15 protein-coding genes are annotated in these 20,250 nt (G+C 43.8%); all 15 read right to left on the bottom strand.

From position 1 onward, the window contains the following. Positions 1-208 precede the first annotated feature (208 nt). The 15 genes from BQ7997_RS11550 to BQ7997_RS11480 all read right to left on the bottom strand — a co-directional run bounded on the left by BQ7997_RS11550 (position 209) and on the right by BQ7997_RS11480 (position 20,203). Positions 209-805: a helix-turn-helix domain-containing protein gene (locus tag BQ7997_RS11550; RefSeq protein WP_073346390.1), complete on the bottom strand. Its 597-nt coding sequence runs from the start codon at positions 803-805 to the stop codon at positions 209-211. A 760-nt stretch (positions 806-1,565) separates the two neighbouring features. Then, the gene (locus BQ7997_RS11545) at positions 1,566-3,137 is read right to left on the bottom strand and encodes an ATP-binding protein (RefSeq protein WP_073346386.1); all 1,572 of its coding nucleotides are present in this window, start codon (positions 3,135-3,137) and stop codon (positions 1,566-1,568) included. A 95-nt stretch (positions 3,138-3,232) separates the two neighbouring features. Then, on the bottom strand, positions 3,233-3,577 hold the full coding sequence (locus tag BQ7997_RS25175) for a PD-(D/E)XK nuclease family transposase (protein WP_073346383.1): 345 nt from the start codon (positions 3,575-3,577) through the stop codon (positions 3,233-3,235). 513 nt (positions 3,578-4,090) lie between these two features. Next, positions 4,091-5,362 carry a DUF1735 and LamG domain-containing protein gene (locus BQ7997_RS11535; protein WP_073346380.1) on the bottom strand — a complete coding sequence of 424 codons (1,272 nt, stop codon included), beginning with the start codon at positions 5,360-5,362 and terminating at the stop codon, positions 4,091-4,093. 321 nt (positions 5,363-5,683) lie between these two features. Next, a complete protein-coding gene (locus tag BQ7997_RS11530) occupies positions 5,684-6,616 on the bottom strand; it encodes a glycosyl hydrolase family 18 protein (protein ID WP_073346378.1) in 933 nt (310 codons plus the stop codon). Between the two features lie 108 nt (positions 6,617-6,724). Beyond that, complete coding sequence (locus BQ7997_RS11525; protein ID WP_235817281.1) at positions 6,725-8,353, bottom strand: BT_3987 domain-containing protein; 1,629 nt, start codon at positions 8,351-8,353, stop codon at positions 6,725-6,727. Between the two features lie 93 nt (positions 8,354-8,446). Continuing rightward, entirely contained in the window at positions 8,447-9,403 is a 957-nt protein-coding gene (locus BQ7997_RS11520) for a glycoside hydrolase family 18 (RefSeq protein ID WP_083589218.1), read from the bottom strand. Between the two features lie 30 nt (positions 9,404-9,433). Beyond that, complete coding sequence (locus BQ7997_RS11515; protein ID WP_073346372.1) at positions 9,434-11,035, bottom strand: RagB/SusD family nutrient uptake outer membrane protein; 1,602 nt, start codon at positions 11,033-11,035, stop codon at positions 9,434-9,436. 4 nt (positions 11,036-11,039) lie between these two features. Then, entirely contained in the window at positions 11,040-14,393 is a 3,354-nt protein-coding gene (locus BQ7997_RS11510; protein WP_073346371.1) for a TonB-dependent receptor, read from the bottom strand. A 197-nt stretch (positions 14,394-14,590) separates the two neighbouring features. Continuing rightward, entirely contained in the window at positions 14,591-15,577 is a 987-nt protein-coding gene (locus tag BQ7997_RS11505; protein ID WP_073346368.1) for a FecR family protein, read from the bottom strand. Positions 15,578-15,632: 55 nt separating this feature from the next. Then, positions 15,633-16,190: an RNA polymerase sigma-70 factor gene (locus BQ7997_RS11500; RefSeq protein WP_044654176.1), complete on the bottom strand. Its 558-nt coding sequence runs from the start codon at positions 16,188-16,190 to the stop codon at positions 15,633-15,635. Between the two features lie 191 nt (positions 16,191-16,381). Beyond that, complete coding sequence (fucP, locus tag BQ7997_RS11495; protein ID WP_073346366.1) at positions 16,382-17,698, bottom strand: L-fucose:H+ symporter permease; 1,317 nt, start codon at positions 17,696-17,698, stop codon at positions 16,382-16,384. Positions 17,699-17,716: 18 nt separating this feature from the next. Continuing rightward, positions 17,717-18,109 carry an L-rhamnose mutarotase gene (locus BQ7997_RS11490; protein ID WP_044654178.1) on the bottom strand — a complete coding sequence of 131 codons (393 nt, stop codon included), beginning with the start codon at positions 18,107-18,109 and terminating at the stop codon, positions 17,717-17,719. 6 nt (positions 18,110-18,115) lie between these two features. Beyond that, positions 18,116-19,546 (bottom strand): rhamnulokinase, encoded by a 1,431-nt coding sequence (locus BQ7997_RS11485; protein WP_073346364.1) that lies wholly within the window; start codon positions 19,544-19,546, stop codon positions 18,116-18,118. Between the two features lie 18 nt (positions 19,547-19,564). Then, the gene (locus BQ7997_RS11480; protein ID WP_022137141.1) at positions 19,565-20,203 is read right to left on the bottom strand and encodes a class II aldolase/adducin family protein; all 639 of its coding nucleotides are present in this window, start codon (positions 20,201-20,203) and stop codon (positions 19,565-19,567) included. Positions 20,204-20,250: the final 47 nt, after the last annotated feature.

The following is a 20,250-nucleotide window of genomic DNA, read 5'->3' as shown; positions in this document are numbered from 1 at the left end:
TAGCTATTTCATACGGATGATTTAGTATGTTGCTGTTGAGTAACTTTGGGGATACACAAGTGTGTCAAGCTTGCTGCACAAGTCTGTCTGTATAGATGCATAAGTGTAACTTCCTTGTTGTTTTCTCTTGACAAGAAGCTCGCCATTGACCTCTAATTTATCAATGACGGGCAACTTACGATTTTTCCAATATTATACAGACTGACCGTTAAATGGATGATTTTCCAACCCTTTTGATGGCTTCACTCGGTGTTATCCCAAAGTGTTTCTTGAAACGTTTCCGGAAGTTTTTTTCGTCCTTTAATCCAATCAAATCAGGTATTTCATTTACAGCATATTTTCCACTAGTCAATAATTCCCATGCTTTTTCCATACGGATTCGATGAATAAAAAAATTTGGAGCTTCACCTGTGATGGACACCCATAATTCGTAAAATTTGGTTCGGCTCATACCAACATCTTTGGATATTTTTTTTATTGTTATCTTATCTATATCGGTCAGGCTTTCCAACACCAAATTTTTCACTTTGTTAATAAGGTTGTAATCATTTTCATTTAGAACTTTAACAGAGGCTGGCAAAGTTGGTGATGTGTTATCATTGTTACCGATATTTTGCAAAGAAGTGTGGGGTAATGTAAGCGGGTGATGTACGTTAGGAAAAGAATTAATCAGATATTGAATTTCTTCTTTTAGAAGATCGTTTTCTCTCTTTAATGTTAATAAATGGGGTATGTATGAGTATAATGAAATAATTATTGCTTTTATCGTTGAGATAGAAATCAATGTTCTTTTTAAAAGATTCATGTTATTATATTTTTAGTGACGCTACTTGCTTGAATAGCCTTTTTCCTTTTATAGAAAAACACAAATATGTCCTACAACTATGAAAGCATAGCTGTATACGACTACAAACTCAAATAATATGATCTCTTAATTGTTCGTTATGTGGGAGGTCAATATTCAGAATCAAGTTCTATATTCAAAGTCTAAATATTAATGTTTTAATTTGTCAAGGAAAAAAGCACCTCCTCCCAAGTAATGATGTTTTGTTTATTTTTTTATTTTTGTTTTCGGCATTATATAATTAGCCTGTTAAGTGGAGACAGAGAAAGGAGGCGACCTGGATTTAAAGGGTTTACTATTGGATTGTCTGCCAATAGCTGTTTGTGTTTGATTTATCATATACAAATTAACAACTACAATACTATTTTTCTTTGCAATAGATAAGAAATTATCTTTACGAAGTAAATGTAATGATTCGTCCTAATATTTATAATATTAAGATTGTGTAATTTGTTGGGTTATTATAAAAAAATGTAGGTGGTTAATAGTGAATTGTAAGTGAAAGTTGTATAATTGATTTGTAATGTTATATTTCCTGTCTTTATTGAAAAAGGTAGGTTATGATGAATCTCATTTTTTGAATATTTTCATGTGTTAAAATACAGTGTGAAATATGTATAATTCCAGAAGATGGATTTGTGGCGAAAATATTAAAATAAAGAGAGGCATCTGAATGTTTCAGACACCTCTCGATTGTATATAAATTAAATTGCAGTCTGCATCATCCAATTATCCACTCTCCCAAATTTCGTTTTTCGGCATCGAAAGCGACACCGACTTTTACCAGTCGTCTGCCGTCAACAGTATAAGGAAGGAGATAGCCCTTTTCATCAATCTGCTTCAAGGCTTCTTCGGCAGTGCCATGCAGTTTGAATTCGAATACATAAATGTAGTCCGCAGTCTTTACTACGGCGTCGGCGCGACCGATGGCTGTGCGTATTTCCGCTTGCGTAAACTGTCCCATCAGTTTGAAGACCAGATAGAATATCACTTGGTAGTGACGTTCCGTTTTTGTATTCAACTCGTATGGAAAGTCGGCAAAGAAGCAGGTCAGGCAGGTGAGGAAAGCTTCCGTATCACCCGTTTCCAGTTCATGAACAAATTTCCCGATATAAAAAGTTGTATCATTGGGGGCGACAGGAGTATAGAAAGGAGCGGCAAAGTTGAGAAAACCATATTTCACTTCCTCGTTCGGGAATCCCAGTGTATAAGAACGGAAGCGTTGGTCGAAGGACTTTATCGTCAAGTATCCGCTTTGATAAATCATCGGAATGGGATTGGCTATGTTCGCCCTGTCATCGCTCAATGAGGCGGAAGATACTTCAATGCCATCCAGTTGTCGGAGATCGAAGTCCGTCCTTTTAAGTATTTCTACCAAAAACGTCGGCGTTCCACTGGCAAACCAATAATCACTGAAGCGTGACTTGGAAAGAGCGCTGAGTACACTAAAGGGATTGAACATAGGGGTAAAACCTTTCTCCGGAGTGAAACGGTATCCGTCGTACTGGCAGGTCAGCTGTTCTACAGCTTGTTCGCAAGTCGTTTCAGTTTGTTTTGCCAATGCTTGTAATTCGGGGACAAAAGTGGCTTCGATTTCCGTGCGGGTCATCCCGCAAAGAGTATTGTATTCGAGGTCGAAGCTGATGTCGTTCAGCTGGTTGAGTGTGCTGAATATTCCCATTTGTGCAAATTTGGTCACTCCGGTGATGAAAACAAATTGAAGATATGCGTCAGCACTTTTAAGCACTGTATAGAAAGCAGTCAGTGTTTTACGGAAGTCTTCCTGCAAATCTGGATTATCAAACGTTTGAAGCATGGGTTTGTCGTACTCGTCAACAAGCACTACAACGCGCCGTCCTGTCTGTTCGTAAGCACGCTGAATGATAGTGGAAAAGCGGCCGGAGTATGTCATTGTGCCTTTATCTACGCCATACGTTGCCTCCCAACTTTCCAATTGTAACTCAAGCATTTTTTCCAACCGTTCGCAGCTGTCATATTTCTCGGCATTAAGGTCAAGGTGTAATACAGGGTAATCAAACCAATTCTGTTCCAGCTGTTCGATGGCCAGCCCTTTGAATAGTTCTTTCTTCCCTTTGAAATAAGCTTCGAGAGTAGAAAGCAACAAGCTTTTTCCGAAGCGTCGGGGGCGGCTGAGGAAATAAGGTTTTCCCTTCGTCACAAGTCGGTAGATTAAATCAGTTTTATCTACATAAAGATATCCTTCCGAGCGGAGAAATTCGAAACTTTGTATCCCTATCGGGAGCTTGCGGAACGTATTGACTGGTGTACTCATAATAGCTTTCATTTTTAACGGAACGATACCTTTGACAAAGGTAACTCTTATATGACTCTTGTTTATAATTCAATATTCTTATAGGCTTTGATTGTTTATAACTTCTCAATTTCCTCCGGCGATAGTCCGGTAGCTTTATGAATGGCTGTTATGTCCACTCCTAATGACTTTAAATTATTGGCAATTTCTAACCGTTCTTCTTCACGTCCTTCTTTTCGTGCCGTATTCACAGCGTTCACTATATCCCGATACGCTTTTACGCTATCTTCATATTCTCTCAACTGTTTTGGGGTGAAACGGGTTATCGAAGCGGCTTCGAACAAATTCGCATTCAGAAAGCCGATTAGCAGTTCTTTGTTCATAGGCGTTCCGAAAAGGTATTTGAATCCGAAATCGGTTCTCGGGTCAATATATAGTTCCTTCCATTCATTTACTGGCATAAGCGTGAGGTTTAAATGAGTAGAAAACAAAGATAATCGTTTTAATTTGATATCTGATAACTAAACGGACGATTTGTTGCTTCATACATCTAAAAACGATTATTGCGGATACTGTTATTTTATACAGATGAGATTTATTCTGCTGTTGTTGAGTAGTATGAGCAGTATTATAGAAAGTGCAGTTTTCTTCTGATAAAAAGCGAAAAGACTATAGGTGTTTTTTGTAAACTTATAGAAAATAAGGGGGGGCTTTAGGTTTAAGATATTGATTATAAGCGCTGTGACATTTTTGTTTTTCCCCGTATAATACTTAAAATAAGAACAAAAATGTCACAGCGCTTAAAGCTTAAAAGTCTTCGGTTGCTACTACTCTTGTTTTCGCTCGAAATTTTTCCCTCCAGTTAATTCTATGAGCTTTGGAAGAGTTAGTAGCTTCCGAAGGATGATTGGTTAAATTGGGGAAGATTGGACACTGTTCTGTGATAAGGCAGTGTCCAAAATTTCCATACTCGGTTATTCTTTATTTTTCTGTGTCACTTCGATGCCTGCAGGCCATAATACTGCTTTGTTGTAGGCTTTCGCATCGTTTCCGTGACCGGAGTAATCTTTTGCTATGTCGCCTTCACCTTCATTAAACTTCCAGTAGGCGCAGAGACCTGTGACATGTTCAGGATCTTCAATGTTGTACATATTCTTGTAGATTTCCTGTTGTGTGCGAGCTATGTTCCAGATACGTACTTCGCAGATTTCACCATCGAGTTGTCGGCTCATGTCATCGGGTTCGCCGTAGGAGTGACCTATTTTGAACATGAACTGTTTGCCGCGTTCTTGCATACCGAGGTTGATGGCTTTGCCAGTTCCGTAGTCTTCAGCGCGGCTTTGTTCACGTCCATCGAGGTAAATGGAGGCGGTGCGCGCTTCAGTGTCGTAAACTACTGCTACGTGATACCATTCGTTGGGGAGCAGTAGTTTGCTGTTGTTGGCGTTGGGTATTTTATTTTCCTCAGCGGCGAATTGCAGCTGCTGCAAGGGAAATCCGGCGTCACCGAGGCGGAAGAGACAGTATTGTTCGATACCCATGATGGTACAGATATTTTTCGTTTCAGCACCGTAGTTGAAGTCGTTCACACGAATGATAGCTTCGAAGGTGAGTTGTTTCAGACCGTTCACAATCTCGGCAGTGGGGCTGTTTTTGTCAAATCCGGGCACTTCGAAGTAGTTATCTTTCAGACTGACGGCAGTGGTGATAGCACTGGAACGTCGGATGATGTAGCAGATAGTTTTCGAACCGTCGAGGATACCGATTCCTCCTGTCGCCTGACTGATGGTGACGGGCAGCAGGTAACCAGCATCAATAGTGAGTTCGGTGAGATCTTTGAAGTCGACGGTGACAGGTGCCGAGATGGTCTTGCCTTGCGGAATGACGGCTTGCTCGGTGGAGAGAGTGTAATATTTGGAATCGAGCAGAGTGTAATCTGTTTCTAGTCGAGCGTTATAGGTGTTCACCAAGGTAGGGTCTACTTTGATGCTGACGTTAACGTCGCTTCCCGTCGGCTGTGAGAGCTGGGCGGCGATTGTTTGCTGACCGGTTTCGATGAGGCGGTTGAAAGTAAAGTTTGCTACATCCTTTTGTTGGGCGACATCAAGGTAGACGACGCTGTCGAAGGGAGAGGCGTTGCTGTAGTCCTTGTTGTCACAGGCGGCTATTGATAGTAGCATGGCTGTGGAGAGACTTGTAAGTGAGGCGATTGATAGGATGCCTCGGAAGATTTTTGTTGTTTTCATGGCATTTGAATTTTTGTTTTTTTATGGGATTGATAAATATATGTCGTTACGAATTTATTCGTTGGGTTTTCTGTTTTCGTTAGCATCCTTCCGTCGGTTGTTGCCGATAGGATAGTTATGAAGATTAACATTGTTCATAGTCGGTGGCTTTGGTTTTGAATTAAAAGAAACCGGGAGTACCACTTGCGGAAGCATAACTTCATAGTAGTGTACTTTCGGGCAGATACTCCCGGTTTTTTCTTTTTAGTTTGTCTTATTTAATGCAAGATTAGCTATGTAATATCTTGCGAAAAATATATCAAAATAGGTCGCATTACTTTGCTAGTAGTTCTTTGGATAAGGAGCATTGATATAGCTTACTGTTTTACCATTCCATACTCGTGAAGCAAAGTTGTTCATTGTTCCGGAAGCGTCATAATTGCGTACATTAAACATCATGATAGCGCCATAGCCGTCATAGTAGTCTGCTGCTTCTTGAATCTGTCCAGCACTAGGAAAGCCGCCTGTGTATTGTATGGACATACTTGCCCACTTGCTGTCCGGGAATCCGGAAGGAGCGATCCAATCGGTACCGAAGTCGGGCCACATATAATCTATGGCATTCTTGGCAGCTTGATTGAAACTTTGGGCATAACCATAATGGAAAGCAGTAATTAACTTACCGGACATCTTCGGATTTGCGCGTAAGGTTGTAATTAATAAGCTGAAGTTAGTGCCGCTTGGTGACGGAGTGCCTGATATTTTCCCATATTCAGCGTATTCATCATCAAAGTCTACGCCATCAAGTTCGTTATCATAGACACAATCTGCCACTTGATCTGCAAATGAAGTCACTTGCGCACTAGTCAGATTAGCGAAACCAACACCTGTATGGTCACCTAATAAACCGAGCAATACTTTAATGCCTTTGTCTTGCAAAGGTTTCACCAATGTATTTCTGTTATTCAGAATATAACTCTGATTCGGATTGTGATACAACTGTACCGTTGAAACGGTGCCACGAATGTTCGATGCGAATAGTATCACATGATCCACTACGTAATCTTTCGGGTCTGTACCGGTGAAGTAATAGTTACCCATATTCAACGGGTTGATATCGTTCGTCTCAATATACGTAGTCAACTTTGGAGTTTTGGCACTTACGGCACGGGTACCGGCTGTCTCAGTATTCTGAGATTCTGTCACTAGATCTTCGTTGTTGCTGCAACTTGCAATAAACAACGCCATTAAAATAACTAAAAATGATGTTTTCATAAAATTAAATTTTTAAATTGATAATTGTTTTTGAAAAAGAATACAGTTTCTATATACCTCCTTTCTTAAACTGTTTTTTGTAAATATAAAATGAATATTTCTTTGTATTTACCAATCTTTTCTAAAAGGGTTCCTGTCGGGGCCCGCACTTGCCATCCCATACAGTCTGCCTAGTGTGTAGCGAGTGTCTCCGCGCTTGGGGGTGTCGGTCTCATAATCCCAGGTATAACCATCGTCCATAAAGTACGGAATATTTAAAGTTATCATACTTGTGGTCGCATTTTCATAACCACCATATTCTTGACCGATCAGGTCACTTCCGTAAACCAGAATATTACTCTTTTTATTTCCCGCAGTTTTCCATTTGGCTATAATATCAGATGAAGGATTTCTAATTTCTCCATCATGGTCACTATAGCAAGGAACATTTACACTTCCGTAGTTTTCTTCGTTCAGCCCGGCAATGGGTTTACGTGTATATTTGCTATAAGTCTGGGCGCTGCCTTCGGGGTTGGGGTTGATGACTTGCAGAATTTCCTTTGGGGAAACATATCCGTGCCATGCGTAGTCTATATACTTGCCTACTTCGATATCGCCGCATTTATCAACATCGTAGAAATATTCCGTTGCATCTCCTTTGTCTACCAGCGTCAGTAGCTTGTCGGGTAGGGCTTCTCTCAACTTCTTGATCAGCATGGGGTATGACGTGGTGTTCAACTCCGGCATTCCGGCTTTGCCGTATTTGCTATCTTCGTCCCATAGGTTTATGCCGTCAAGGTCGTAGCGTTCTACTACAGCTTTCACTTGGCGGACGAAATCGGTTATTTGGGTAGTATTCATGTTACAGAATCCTATACCTTGACCGCCATTCTCAATGCAAATGCATATTTTACGATTGTGTACTTGGATCGGACGGAGATATTTATTGCTATGTTCCAATACATAAGCTAAATCAGCACCTAATTCAAACGTAATACGCCGGCTGGCTACATCGTAGTTTATCGTTGCTCTTTTCAGATTTATAATATTCCCTAAGCTGTACATCTTTCTGGGTTGAGGTCTTGGGGGCTGAGCAGTGATACCGAATCCATTGGCAATGTATGGTTGGTAGGTTTCCGTATTCACATAGAATACAGAAGTCAGGTTGGGCAATAACTCCGGTATGTCCTCCGGCACTCCCGGATTAGGTTCGATAGTTGTCGCTTTCTTCTCAATGTATATTCTATAATATAGCGCTTGTCTTTCTGCCTGCGCTTCTACGTTTGCAGCAGTTTTTTCTATGGTGAGTGCCAATATATAAAGTGTTCCTACCTCTAATCCTCCGGTAGAGATTGACGCTTTAATAGGAGTGGATGTTTGCTTTCCGGCGGCTATGTTGAGTGTGCCACCGTTTGCGAAACTCACGTTAGCGGTAGGGAATGTCTTCGTTTCGAGATTGTATTTCTCGTTGTAAGCGTTTGCCAGCGCTTCGTTAGCAATCGCTTTCAAGGTGACAGCGCTTGTAGAGGGTTTAGTCAACGTATAGTTGATGTATTCGGTACTTTCTTCGTCTTCTTCGTACAAATCAATGTCTATTAGATTCGACAAAGTTCTTTCACTACGTAAGATTCCCCCTATGCTGTTCATGGGTGTTTCATCGGGCAGTGTGCCTCCAACTTGTACGATATCGTCTGCCGTGCATCCTGTCATTGCTGCCAATAACATGGAGAGGGCGAAGTATTTGAATGGGTTATTCATAAGATTGATTTTATAGTATTTATACATTGCTTTTTATCATTAGTTTCGGTTCTTGGCAAACTAATATTTAATGATCATCCTCTTGTTTTCGTCTTACATTGACGGATTCATCATCTGTATAGCCGTCCGGCAAGTATGATAATTCCTTTCAGGTTGATAATAATCCTCACCTATGGAGTATATTGCCATTCCTCCCAAAGGACCCAAGCCAACCACACGATTGGGTATTTCGAGCACGGCATTATGCCATTTTCCGTCTTCGTCCGCTAGTTTGCCGTTCATCTTGGTGGCGAGTATCAGTTGCGTCTTTGATAGCGTTGTATGCATCTCCAACGTGTTTGCTACGAGCAGTTTCAATGCTACGGCTCTCTCTATGTCGGCGGTATTGAGTACTACGTAATCCAGTTTTTCCATATCGGCAGCATCCACAAAACTGGGATCTCCTTCAAAAACGAGCGCTTTCCCAGTGGCGGATAGTTTGGAGACAATCAGCCTTGCAGATGCCTTGCGTGCAGCCTGTTCGATATCCGTGCCGCCGTAAAGGGGGATTCCGCTGAAGGCGAAACCGTCCATGTTCAACTCTGCAACGGTAGCTACCGCTTTGTCCAGCCATGCGCCCAAGGCAGCTTCGTCAGGGAGTTCCGTCATTTTCTTGGCGTAATCTACGTGGTAGAGCACACGAGTACTTTTCTCTTGCAGTTCGGGAATATCCTCACGGTCGGCAGCGGTGATGTTCTCTGAATTTGCCAACGTGACAAAGTCCAGCGAATCGGGCAATGAACGGATATAATCACCTTCGTTCTTTGAAGGCTCGATGCCGTTGTTGAAACTGGCGTAGGTGATATAGTGCGGACGTTCGAGTTTGTAGACGCGAAGTGATTCTATATAGCGTGCCCAAAGTTCGGGATTTTGCTCACTTGGATCCTGAATGGTGTAGTCCACCTCTTCCGGGTCTGTCCAGTCTTCGCAAGACGTAAACAGGCATCCTCCGGTTATTGTGGCTGTCAGGAGACAAGCTATCAAATTGGATTTCAAATATCGGTGTTTCATATCTTTTTGTTTTTCAGGTTTTTACTTTTATTAGTTGTTCGTTTTGCAATCCCACCAAAGACGGATGTTTATTTTATCTCCTCCCAGCATTTGTGCGGCTTCTTCCACGTGTCCTCCGTTGAGGCTATATTCACTGGCAGGATATTGCAGACGGCGTATTCCGATGTCGGTCAGTTCGGAGAAATCGCTTTTGTTCCGATCAATAGGCAACATTTTGGGATATCCCGTGCGGCGGTGCTCGCTCCATGCTTCAATGCCTAGCGGGAAGATGGCAATCCACTTTTGCGTGATGATACGTTCCAGGTTCTCCTCAAAATGATCGGCCTCTGTGTCTGTATTCCACGCAATGGTGATGGTAGACGGAGCGCTGGTGTTGTATAAGCCTAACGGGTCTGTGTAGGCTGTGGGGACAAGTTCGGTGTTAGCTGCGTAAGTCTCGGCTCCCGATACTCCGTGCTGCGTGAACGAGAGGGCGATGCCTTGTTCATATAAATCTTTGGGTTCTCCACCCATTGCCCATCCTCTTAGTGCTCCTTCGGCACGGAGGAATGCAACTTCAGCAGCCGTCATCCAAGTGTAAGGATCGGTGTTGCTCATGCGGCGGTTGGAGTAGGCATTGATGATTTGATCGTCGGACACGCCTGTAGGTTGAGTACCGATTCGCATGCCGTAGTAACCTTCTATGGCTTTGCCGTCTTTGTCTTTGCCTTTTCCCAAAGTGAAGTATTTCTCACGACGAGGATCTTGATAACCGTTCATGTAACATATGATGTCCGCACCTATCCGGTGGTCATTCCAACTGTTGAAACAGAGGGCGGAGCGGTTCTCAGCCACGTGGAACAGGGCGTTGTCGGCATTGTCCGTGATAACACCTGCCTCTACTGCTGCTTCGGCAATCCGGCGGACTTCATCTTTCATTTCCGGAACATAAGAGAGACGCATCGCCATGCGTAGTTGTAGCGAATGAAGGTATTTGCGCCATTGTTCTATATTTCCGTAATATACGTCGTCGAGCTTCTTCAGGGCGGAAGGGTCGAGTGTGCTATTCTCCATGAATGCTTTGTCGGCTTCTTCCAGTTCTTTGAACATTTGTGTGTAGACGTCCTTCTGCGAGTCGTAGGCAGCACTCAGTGCGGCTGCTTCTCCCTCTACTACTATTTTGCTGTAAGGGATGGGGCCGAACATGTCGGTGGTACGGTGCATGATAGCTACGCGCAGCACTTTTGCAATAGCTTGCGGAACGGGAACATCGTTCAGCTTCATAAGCGTACGGTAGCTGGGATACGTGTTGGTGAAGACGGTAGAAAAGGCGCCTTGCAACCAATCCGATTTCGGATTGTATGTCGAGAACTTCTCACTCCATCCTGTGCGTGTTTCACTGAAATATCCACCGTATGCACCACCGCACATGGCTTCCATAAACTGATACAAATGTTCCTGTGTGGGGATGACTTGACCTTCAAGAGTTTTGAGCTTGGAACCTACATTATAATTGTCTCGTCCCATCTCTTCCTGAGTGGTCTCAAAAGGGTTACGGTTGATATCACTGTCCATGCAGCTACCTGCCATAAGTAGCGTGACAAATGATACCACTGTCAGATTGAACTGTTTTATGTATTTCATGCTATTCATCGTTTTAGAAGTTAAGCTTAATGTTAAACCCGATGTTACGGCTGCTGGGCATCATGAAGTAGTCGATACCTTGGTAGAAGTTGCCGGTAGTGGCCACGCTTTCAGGATCGAACGGTGCTTTATTGTAAATCATCCAAAGATTGCGGCCTACAAGTGCCACATTAATGTCGCATACATTGCCTAGCCAGCGGCGGGGAATGGTATAACCGATGCGTGCTTCCTGAAGGCGGACGTTCGTTGCGCTATATGTATAGTACTGGGGCAAGCCGCTGGAACCGGCAATGACCTCAAACCATTTTTGCGCATCTACCATGGTGCGTCCGTTAACAAGAACTCCACCGGCATCGCGGGCGACGGCAGTTCTTTCGGAAACTCCATACTCGTCCATAGCGGCTTGTGTAGCTGAATATACAATACCACCAATGCGGGCGGAAACCAGGAATCCTACGTTGATGCCTTTGTAGGAGAAGGAGTTGTTCCATGCCAGGTTGGCTTTCGGGAATATGCTTCCCAGTTTGATGTCGTTCAGGTTACCCACTTTAGCGACGTTGCCGGTGGCATCTATTTGTACTCTTCCCTTGTCGTCACGCACTACATCGGAGCGTGTGTAAAGGTCGCCCAGCGAACCACCTTCTTTCAAGATAAACTCTGCTTGTGCCAATCCGCGTCCGTCAGACGGTTTCAGTGGAAGTCGGTCTTTATTGATGATTTCTCCGGTTTCGGGATGCACATAGTTTCTTACCAGTTCGGTGAGCGTGTTCTTGTTTGATGAGAAAGTAAAACTGCTGTCCCATCTGAAACCGTTCCAGTTATGCCCGTAGCCTAGCATTCCTTCCACGCCCACGTTGCGTACGGAACCTGTCTGTACATACAACTTGTCATAACCGGAGGAGACCGAAATATCCGGGTCGAACGTCTGGTTGTGAGTGTTGGCGTAATAGAAGGAAGCACTAATCTTGAAGTCGCGGAGCAGCGTTGCGTCTACACCCACTTCCCAGGAGTTGGTGCGTTCAGGATAGAGCGTGCCGATAGGGTAGAGGGATTTTTCTTTCCACTGTTGCAAGGTAGCATCGTATGGGAAAGTCGGTATAGTCAGGTAACGGGGGTAGGGAGAACCCACGGAGCTGTATGAGCCACGCACTTTCAAGTAATCTACCCATTCGGGTAATTTTACCATTTCAGTAACTACTGCCGACAGACCAACCGATGGATAGAAGAAGGAAGGATCGGTGGTGCCGTGGATTTGAGAAGCCCAGTCGTTACGTCCTGTCAAGGTGAGATAGAGCATGCTCTTCCAACCTATTTCCACATTGGCGAAAATGGACTGCGTCATTTCTTCCCAAGCTACCTGTGTGGCGCGTTTCTTGACGTTGTCGAGGTCGTAAACATTGAATAAATTAGGAATTCCGTTGTCTTGTATAGGACCACCGTAACCTAATGTATAACTAGTGTTACGGCTCAAACTAGTACCAAGATTGACTACAAGGGTGAAATCATCAATGCGTTTGTTGACATTTGCCAGAAAGTCTGCGTATGTTTGCGCCGTTTCGGTTTTCTCAATGGTGTAATGTCCCTGTGTACCACCATCGGTCAGTGTAGCGATAGTACCGGCATAAAGTTTTTGCTCATAAGTGTTGTTTGAATTATCTATGCGGATACGCCCGGATAAACTTAGCCAGTCAAGTACGTCGTATGTCAGTGCGGCAGATAACATATAGCGTTTCTTGTTGTTTTCATGCAGATTGCGGTAGGCAATCCAGTAGGGGTTCTGCATACGCAGATTACCTTCACCCTGCGGCCAATAAGGTAGGTTAATCTTGCGTGCATCGCTCCAGCGTTCGAAGACTTTCACCAGTGAGAAGTCATCGCTTCGAGGGAACATATAAGCTGATACCAAGGGGTTGGAATATACTCCCTGGTTAATCATATTGCGGTCGTTCTGGATGATATAGCTGGCTCCAACGTCGAGCTTCATTTTGTCATTAAGGAGACTGGTTGTATTACGGAAAGTGAAATTATATCTGTTATACCTATTGTTGGGAATCATTCCATCGGAGTTGGTCGCTGCTGCCGAAAAGAAAGTTTGGTTCTTTTCCGAACCGGCGGACAAGCTGATGGAGTTGGAGTACACTGCTCCCGTCTCGAAAAAATCAGTGGGTTCGTACCCTTTACGGCTCGCGTCGTTCAGTTTCGGTCCCCAACTGAGAGTTGTAGAACCGTTTGCTTTGCCATAGCTTCCTGTTCCATAGCGATTCTGGAACTTTGGCATTACGAATGGATTCATCCAGTCGATGCCGGTGGATACGCTTGCTTGTAGTTTTCCTACTTTCCCCTTTTTAGTAGTGACAACAATAGCTCCATTAGCAGCATTGCTACCATAGAGGGCAGCGGCTGCCGCACCTGTCAGTACGGAGATGCTTTCGATGTCTTCAGGATTGATGTCGGCAATACTTTCCGTAGCGCCTTTAGAACCGAATTCAGTAGAACCTCCTCCGCCGAAATTGAACATCGGTATGCCGTCGATGACATACAGCGCATTACTGCTCTGCTCAATGGATTTTGTACCACGCATCACTACCTTGCTGGCGCCACCCACACCGGATGAACTACTATTGATTGTTACGCCCGCTACTTTACCATTGATACTGTTGACAAAGTTAGCGTCTTTGATTTGAGTCAGTTCGTCCGATTTTACTTGCTGTACATTGTAACTTAATGCCTTTTGTTCGCGTTTGATACCAAGTGCTGTTACCACTACTTCACTCAATTGCTTTGTGTCACTCTTCAATATCACTTCATAAGCATTTTTATCTGTGATTTTCACGGTTTGGGGTGTGTATCCCACATAAGTAAAACTTAATGTACCGCCTTGAGGAACCGAAATTGTGAAATTACCGTCCATATCGGTGATAGCCCCTTCAGAGCTTCCTGCTACCTTAATATTTACTCCGATCAGAGGTTCATTACTTTCGTCAACAACCTTTCCTGTCACTTTTCTGACAGGTATGTCTTTTGGCTTGTTGTCCTGGATAATCATAATATATTTCCCTTTGAACTGATAAGTGAACCCGCTACCTTTGAGTATTTGTGCAAGGGCGTTCTCTATTGTTGCAATTCGTAGGTCGAGATTTAAGACCGGCTTGTTTTTTAATTGGGAATCGTTGAATCCGACAGAGTAGTCGGATTGTCTTTCTACTTCTTTTAGTGCCTCTATTATAGATATGTTTTTCTTTTGAATCGTAATCTTGGCACTGCTTTGCGCAAAGGTGGATGTCTGCATCAGTAACAAACAGAAAAAAAGTATAAAACTTCTTCCCTTTGCTGTTTGGTTTACTATAAATTCATAAATTTGTAGCATTTTCTTAGTATTAGGTTATTAAACTAATTTAAATCACACTAGTTAGAGTAAAACTCTAATATTGAGAATTTCGATTTCATATCCGGAATAGAGTTCGGGCTCTGTTCCGGATACTTTTTTGCATGTCTGTAAAAGGTTAAAAAGGTTGCCTATTATTGTTGTTTGTTATTACTGTATTTTGATTCTGGAATTATTTGTTATTTGGGAATCAGGTAACAGCGACCCTCTTTTATTTTATAGTCCATCTGACCGACTACATTAACTATCACATCCATTACTTCCGATAGCGTTGCCTGGTCTTTAAAACGGAAACTATACTTGTCTTCTTTCAAACTCTTAAGTTGATACTCAAATGTATATGGGTATTTTCGTTCGAGCACCGTGATGATGTCTTTTACACTCATCTCCCTGAATACAAGTTCGCCATGTTGCCAGGCTGTTACGTCTCTCATATCGGGATTGTTCAGACTGTAGCGGCGGGTATGCTTGTTATAGGCCAATTGTTCGTTTGGTTTCAGAATCATTTGAGAATTCAGTTCATTATATTCCACGAGCACACTTCCTGAAATCAAGGTTGCCGCTACTATCGGATTCTCGGGGTATGCGGCTACATTAAATTCTGTTCCCAATGCTGTTACCTGAAAGTCGTTTGACTTGACGATAAACGGATGCTTCTTATCCGGCTTCACTTTGAAATTGGCTTCACCGATCAGGAATACACTACGGTCTTTGCCTGTAAATTCCTGCGGATATAATAGGGTGCTTTGTGAATTCAGTTGCACTTTGGTACCGTCGGGCAAGGTGAGAGACCGCATTTCTGCTGTCGGGATGTATTGCTGTAGTAAATTGGGTTCCGCATCTTTTCCTATGGTGGAAAGATAAACGGAAGAAGCAGCTACTATAAAGAATACGGCTGCGGCTGCCTGCCAAATATGGATGGGGCGGATTCTGCGTTCTTTCCGTACGGAAGGAATGCCTGCATTCTTTCTTAATTGCTCGTATGAACGGTGTATGTTTGGAGCAGGTTCCTGCTTTAAGGCTTCTTCCCAAAGGTTTTGTAATGCCTCGTCTTTTTCGGAAAGATGTTCCTTGTCTACCAACCATCTGTAGAATTCTTGCCCGGTAGATTCCGGATATTCATGTCCGGTAAATAAGGTCAGTATTTTCTGAAAATAATTCTTCATTTATGCTATTTATTAGGGTGTTACATAAATAGCACACTTGAAGCGGACGAACTACTTACACGAAATGGAAAAAAAATGCAATAAAAATGATTTTTTTTAATTCGAGCATGGTACGGTATATCTGATGCTCTACTGTACGGACGGAAATATTCAGTTTTTCGGCAATCTCCTGATTGCTCATATTCTTAAAGCGGCTTAACACGAAGATTTCTCTCCGGCGTTCGGGAAGGCGGCTCAGGACAAGGCGTACCAATAATTCCGCTTCCTTATAATAGATGGGTTCGAGTGTGTCATCTGTTTGGAAAAGTTCCTCGATGAGGCTTTTCTCGATTACACTTTCTTGATATTCTTCTACTATTCTCTTGTGTTTGATGAAGTTGATGGTAATGTGTTTGGTCATGGCAAAGATATAATTGGATATCTCTGCGCTATCCCGGTCAGTCCATATTTGCGGTTGTGTCCATAATTTTGTGAAAACGTCCTGAGTAATATCTTCCGCGTCCGCTTCGGATTTCAGGAGCATAAGGGCGAAGTATTTCACCGCCGAATAGTATCCGGAGAATATTGTTTCGAATTGATGTGCTAAAAGTATGTCGTTTTGTTTCTGGGTCATTGGGTTAACAAATTGTTGGAAACTGAATGACAAATGTAGAGAAATAAATTGAGATACAAAGAAAAAAAGAATTGTTTCTTAAAAAAGGGAAAATAAAATAGTGACGCTATCCGCTGCGGATGGCGTCACTATATGAGTGGGATAGTGACGGTATCACGAGTGGATAGCGTCACTATTTTTAAGTCTGTTTTTTACCAGTTTCTTTTCAGTGTACGATAACCGTAACCGCTAATCACAAGGAAGCAGATAAAGGGTAAAATGAATGAAACATTGACGGCAGGCAGACATCCGATTTCTTTCATGTCAATGATGCATGCTTGCAGCGGGGGAAGAATAGAACCGCCAAGAATGGCCATGATAAGGCCGGCTGCACCGAATTTGGCGTCGTCTCCCATGCCTTTCAGCGCAATGCCGTAAATGGTGGGGAACATTAGTGACATACAGGCGGAAACTGCAACCAGGCAGTAGAGCCCGAAGATATTCTGAAGGAAGATGGTACCTAATGTGAACATACCACCGAAGATGGCAAGTATCATCAGTAACTTTCCGGCATTGAGATAACGCAGGATGAAGGTACAGATGAAGCGGCTGATACAGAAGATAACCATGGCTATGATGTTATATTGCTGCGAGAGGACTTCAGCGCTCTTCTCATCCATTCCGAATTCCGGTGACATAAACAGGCGTGTGCCGTATTGGATAATGAAAGTCCAGCACATGATTTGCGCGCCTACATAGAAGAATTGGGCAATCACCCCTTCGCGATAACGTGTTTCGGTAAAGATACGTTTTAATGTCGGGAAGAAGTCTATTTTGTGATTCTGATCTCCGTTCTTCGGCATTTTGATAAACCGGATCAGGAGTAACATGGCTACGATGACCAGCCCGATAATAAGATAAGGGGCAATCAGGACGGCGAGGTCGCTTTCCTTGATAGCTTGAAATTCACTGTCGTTGAGCAGGGCGCGGTCGGCGGTATCCATCGGGTGCAGCTTGGCTTGGATAAATTGCATGGCTACATACATTCCGAGGAGCGAACCCATCGGATTGAAGGACTGCGCGAGGTTCAGGCGGCGGGTGGCAGTCTCTTCCGTTCCCATAGAGAGGATATACGGATTACAGCTCGTTTCCAGGAAAGAGAGTCCGCAGGTAAGGATAAAGTAAGCAATCAGGAACGGGTAATATTCTCCCGTCATTTTGGCGGGGAAGAATAAGAAGGCTCCGAATGCATACATTCCAAGTCCCAGCAGGACGCCGGCTTTGTATGAGTATTTGCGGATGAACATGGCCGCAGGGAAAGCCATGGCAAAGTAGCCGCCATAAAAGGCCACCTGTACCAATGCTCCGTCAGTAGCGCTCATCCGAAAGATTTTGGAAAATGCTTTCACCATCGGATTGGTAATATCGTTTGCAAATCCCCATAACGCAAAACAAGAGGTAATGAGAATAAAGGGTATAAGATAACTGATGCCATCTTTTGAGATAATGGACTGCTTAGTGTGTTTCATGGTCGTTCTTGATATTTTTTAGGTATTATATAAGTGGAACATTCTTTCCATCGGTTTCCATTTTTCTGCGGAACTCATTCCGGGATCGGCTTGCTGGAATATAGCCATGTATTCTTCCCATTCCTGTTGGCGGGGAAGAGTGTTCAGACGTGCCATTGCCGTGTCCCAGTCGAAATCAACGGGAGTTTCGACAATCATAAACAGGCGGGTGCCGAGAATGTAGATTTCCATTTCGAGGATGCCTACTTCCCGGATGCCGGCAAGGATTTCAGGCCACGCTTCCGTTTCGCTGTGCCTTTTGCGATATTCGGCTATTAATTCCGGGGAATCGCGCAAATCGAGCGTTTGGCAGTAACGTTTGACGGGAACGTTGTAAGATTGAACCTGATAACCGGTTTTGGATGTTTCCATATGCTTCTATTTTTTAGGATAATATACTTGCGGTGTAACGCTGTGAGTGACAATTTCTCTTAATTCACGAAGATCGGCAATCTCACCTTTTGCCATGGCTTGCGTCAGGATGTTTCCTATCGCAGTAGCTTCTACCGGGCCGGCATATACGGGAATACCGAGTTCGTCGGCTGTCAGTTGATTGAGAAGTTTATTTTGCGAACCACCGCCGATGATGTTCAGTTGGCAGATCGGGGAGGGGAGACAACGGTTAAGCTGTTCTACTGCCTGTCGATATTTGAAGGCTAATGATTGGAGCACACATTTCACCATTTCTGCCTTATGCCGGGGAATCTGAAGTTTATGTTCCCGACAATAATCGGTGAGGGCAGTCTCCATATTTTCAGGGTTCATAAATACTGCGTCATCTACCGGGATGATAGTGTCGATTTCTGCTTCAGCGGCTTGCGGAATGATGATATCGTAGTCTTGTTCTTCGCCACGCGCTTTCCATTCATTCATCAGGCGTTGCAGAATCCACAATCCCGTGATATTTTGCAAGAACCGGATACGTCCTCCCACACCGCCTTCATTGGTGAATTGGGCCTGGCGTGCTTCTTCTGTCAATATAGGTTCGTCTACTTCGACTCCTAACAGTGACCAGGTGCCGGAACTTAGGAATGCGATGGGATATTCCGTAGCAGGAACGGCTGCCACAGCGCTTGCTGTGTCATGGGAACCTACCGCAATGACATCTACAGAACCTAATCCAGTTTCCCGGGCAATATCCTCTTTGAGTGTTCCTCTGATTGTTCCCGGGAAGATGATTTCTCCGAACAGATGTTCAGGAAGTCCGAGAGTGCGGATGGTAGATGTAGACCAGTTTCGCTGGCGTGCATCAAGCAATTCGGATGTAGAGGCGATGCAATATTCGTTGTTAGCTACTCCTGTCAGGAAATAGCTGAAAAGGTCGGGCATGAATAAGAGCTGACGGGCAACGTCCAGTTGCACCTCTTGATTCAGTTTCATACTGTATAGTTGGAACAGCGTGTTGATAGCCATCACCTGTATTCCGGTGTCGGCATAGTGTTGTTGTTCGTCTAAAGTCTTGAATACTTCTGCCGGTATTCCGTCTGTCCGTGCATCCCGGTAACAAACCGGATTTCCCAGTAGATTTCCGTGTTTGTCAATCAGTCCGAAGTCTACTCCCCAAGTGTCAATACCGATTCCTTTGACGGCATATCCCTTTTGCGCGGCTAGTTTTAATCCGGTTTTCATGTCCTCGAAGAGGGCAGGGAAGTCCCAGTAGATATGATTTCCGAGTTTAACCTGACGGTTCGGGAAACGGTGGACTTCTTCCAGTTCCAGCTTTCCTTGGTGAAGAAAGCCGGCGATAATTCGTCCGCTTCCTCCGCCAAAGTCTGCTGCCAGATATGTGTTTTTACAGATATTTTTCATGCTATGTATTCCCGGATACTATTTTGTTTTCTTTCCTAACACGTAGATCTCCAGGTCTTCTATTTCAGCCGGTGTCAGTACTGAATAATCACCGCCGGACTGGACGATAATGCGGCAAGCCATTTCGAAGAAGGTGGCACGTTCATAGACTTGGTCGAAGTCTTTTCCGCATACCACTTGTCCGTGGTTGGTCAGTAAGACGGAGTTGTGGTTTAACATCGCTTCCACTACTGCCTTGGCCAGTTCGGGGGAACCCGGACGGTAGTAAGGAATGATAGGAATCTCCGAACCTACATGACAGGGAATTTCTGCTGTTACGTTGAAATTAGTCGGCTTGTTTTTCATGCAGGAGATAGCTGTCGCATATTCCGACTGGAAGTGGAGAACCACATTGACGTCAGGGCGTTCGCGGAGAATACCCAGGTGAAAGGTGCTTTCCATGGAAGGTTTTACACCATTAGTCGGTGTTCCGCTTGCGATATTGCAGATGGAAACTTTCTCTTTGTAAAGGGTAGGAACCCAGGAACCAGTGCCGGAAATCAGAGCTTCTTCGCCGATTCGCCAAGACAGGTTGCCGCTACTGCAAAGCATCAGTTTTGCGTTTCCGTAGCGATGTGCTTGTTCGATGAACAGTTCGATATGTTCGTTGGTAATCATAATTGCAAAGATAAAAAAATATAATTAGATGGTCGAAATTGTTTTTA

Origin of the sequence: Bacteroides congonensis (assembly GCF_900130125.1) — a bacterium.
In the GTDB taxonomy this organism is placed as follows: Bacteria; Bacteroidota; Bacteroidia; order Bacteroidales; family Bacteroidaceae; genus Bacteroides; species Bacteroides congonensis.
Note: the sequence above shows the minus strand (reverse complement) of the source record. Positions and strands in the feature narration are given on the sequence as shown.

Coding starts and splice junctions, on each gene's coding strand:
- BQ7997_RS11520 (WP_083589218.1), bottom strand. CDS start 9,403: ATGAAACACCGATATTTGAAATCCAATTTGATAGCTTGTCTCCTGACA.
- BQ7997_RS11525 (WP_235817281.1), bottom strand. CDS start 8,353: ATGAATAACCCATTCAAATACTTCGCCCTCTCCATGTTATTGGCAGCA.
- fucP (WP_073346366.1), bottom strand. CDS start 17,698: ATGAAACACACTAAGCAGTCCATTATCTCAAAAGATGGCATCAGTTAT.
- BQ7997_RS11550 (WP_073346390.1), bottom strand. CDS start 805: ATGAATCTTTTAAAAAGAACATTGATTTCTATCTCAACGATAAAAGCA.
- BQ7997_RS11480 (WP_022137141.1), bottom strand. CDS start 20,203: ATGATTACCAACGAACATATCGAACTGTTCATCGAACAAGCACATCGC.
- BQ7997_RS11530 (WP_073346378.1), bottom strand. CDS start 6,616: ATGAAAACATCATTTTTAGTTATTTTAATGGCGTTGTTTATTGCAAGT.
- BQ7997_RS11505 (WP_073346368.1), bottom strand. CDS start 15,577: ATGAAGAATTATTTTCAGAAAATACTGACCTTATTTACCGGACATGAA.
- BQ7997_RS25175 (WP_073346383.1), bottom strand. CDS start 3,577: ATGCCAGTAAATGAATGGAAGGAACTATATATTGACCCGAGAACCGAT.
- BQ7997_RS11485 (WP_073346364.1), bottom strand. CDS start 19,546: ATGAAAAATATCTGTAAAAACACATATCTGGCAGCAGACTTTGGCGGA.
- BQ7997_RS11510 (WP_073346371.1), bottom strand. CDS start 14,393: ATGCTACAAATTTATGAATTTATAGTAAACCAAACAGCAAAGGGAAGA.
- BQ7997_RS11545 (WP_073346386.1), bottom strand. CDS start 3,137: ATGAGTACACCAGTCAATACGTTCCGCAAGCTCCCGATAGGGATACAA.
- BQ7997_RS11490 (WP_044654178.1), bottom strand. CDS start 18,109: ATGGAAACATCCAAAACCGGTTATCAGGTTCAATCTTACAACGTTCCC.
- BQ7997_RS11500 (WP_044654176.1), bottom strand. CDS start 16,190: ATGACCCAGAAACAAAACGACATACTTTTAGCACATCAATTCGAAACA.
- BQ7997_RS11515 (WP_073346372.1), bottom strand. CDS start 11,035: ATGAATAGCATGAAATACATAAAACAGTTCAATCTGACAGTGGTATCA.
- BQ7997_RS11535 (WP_073346380.1), bottom strand. CDS start 5,362: ATGAAAACAACAAAAATCTTCCGAGGCATCCTATCAATCGCCTCACTT.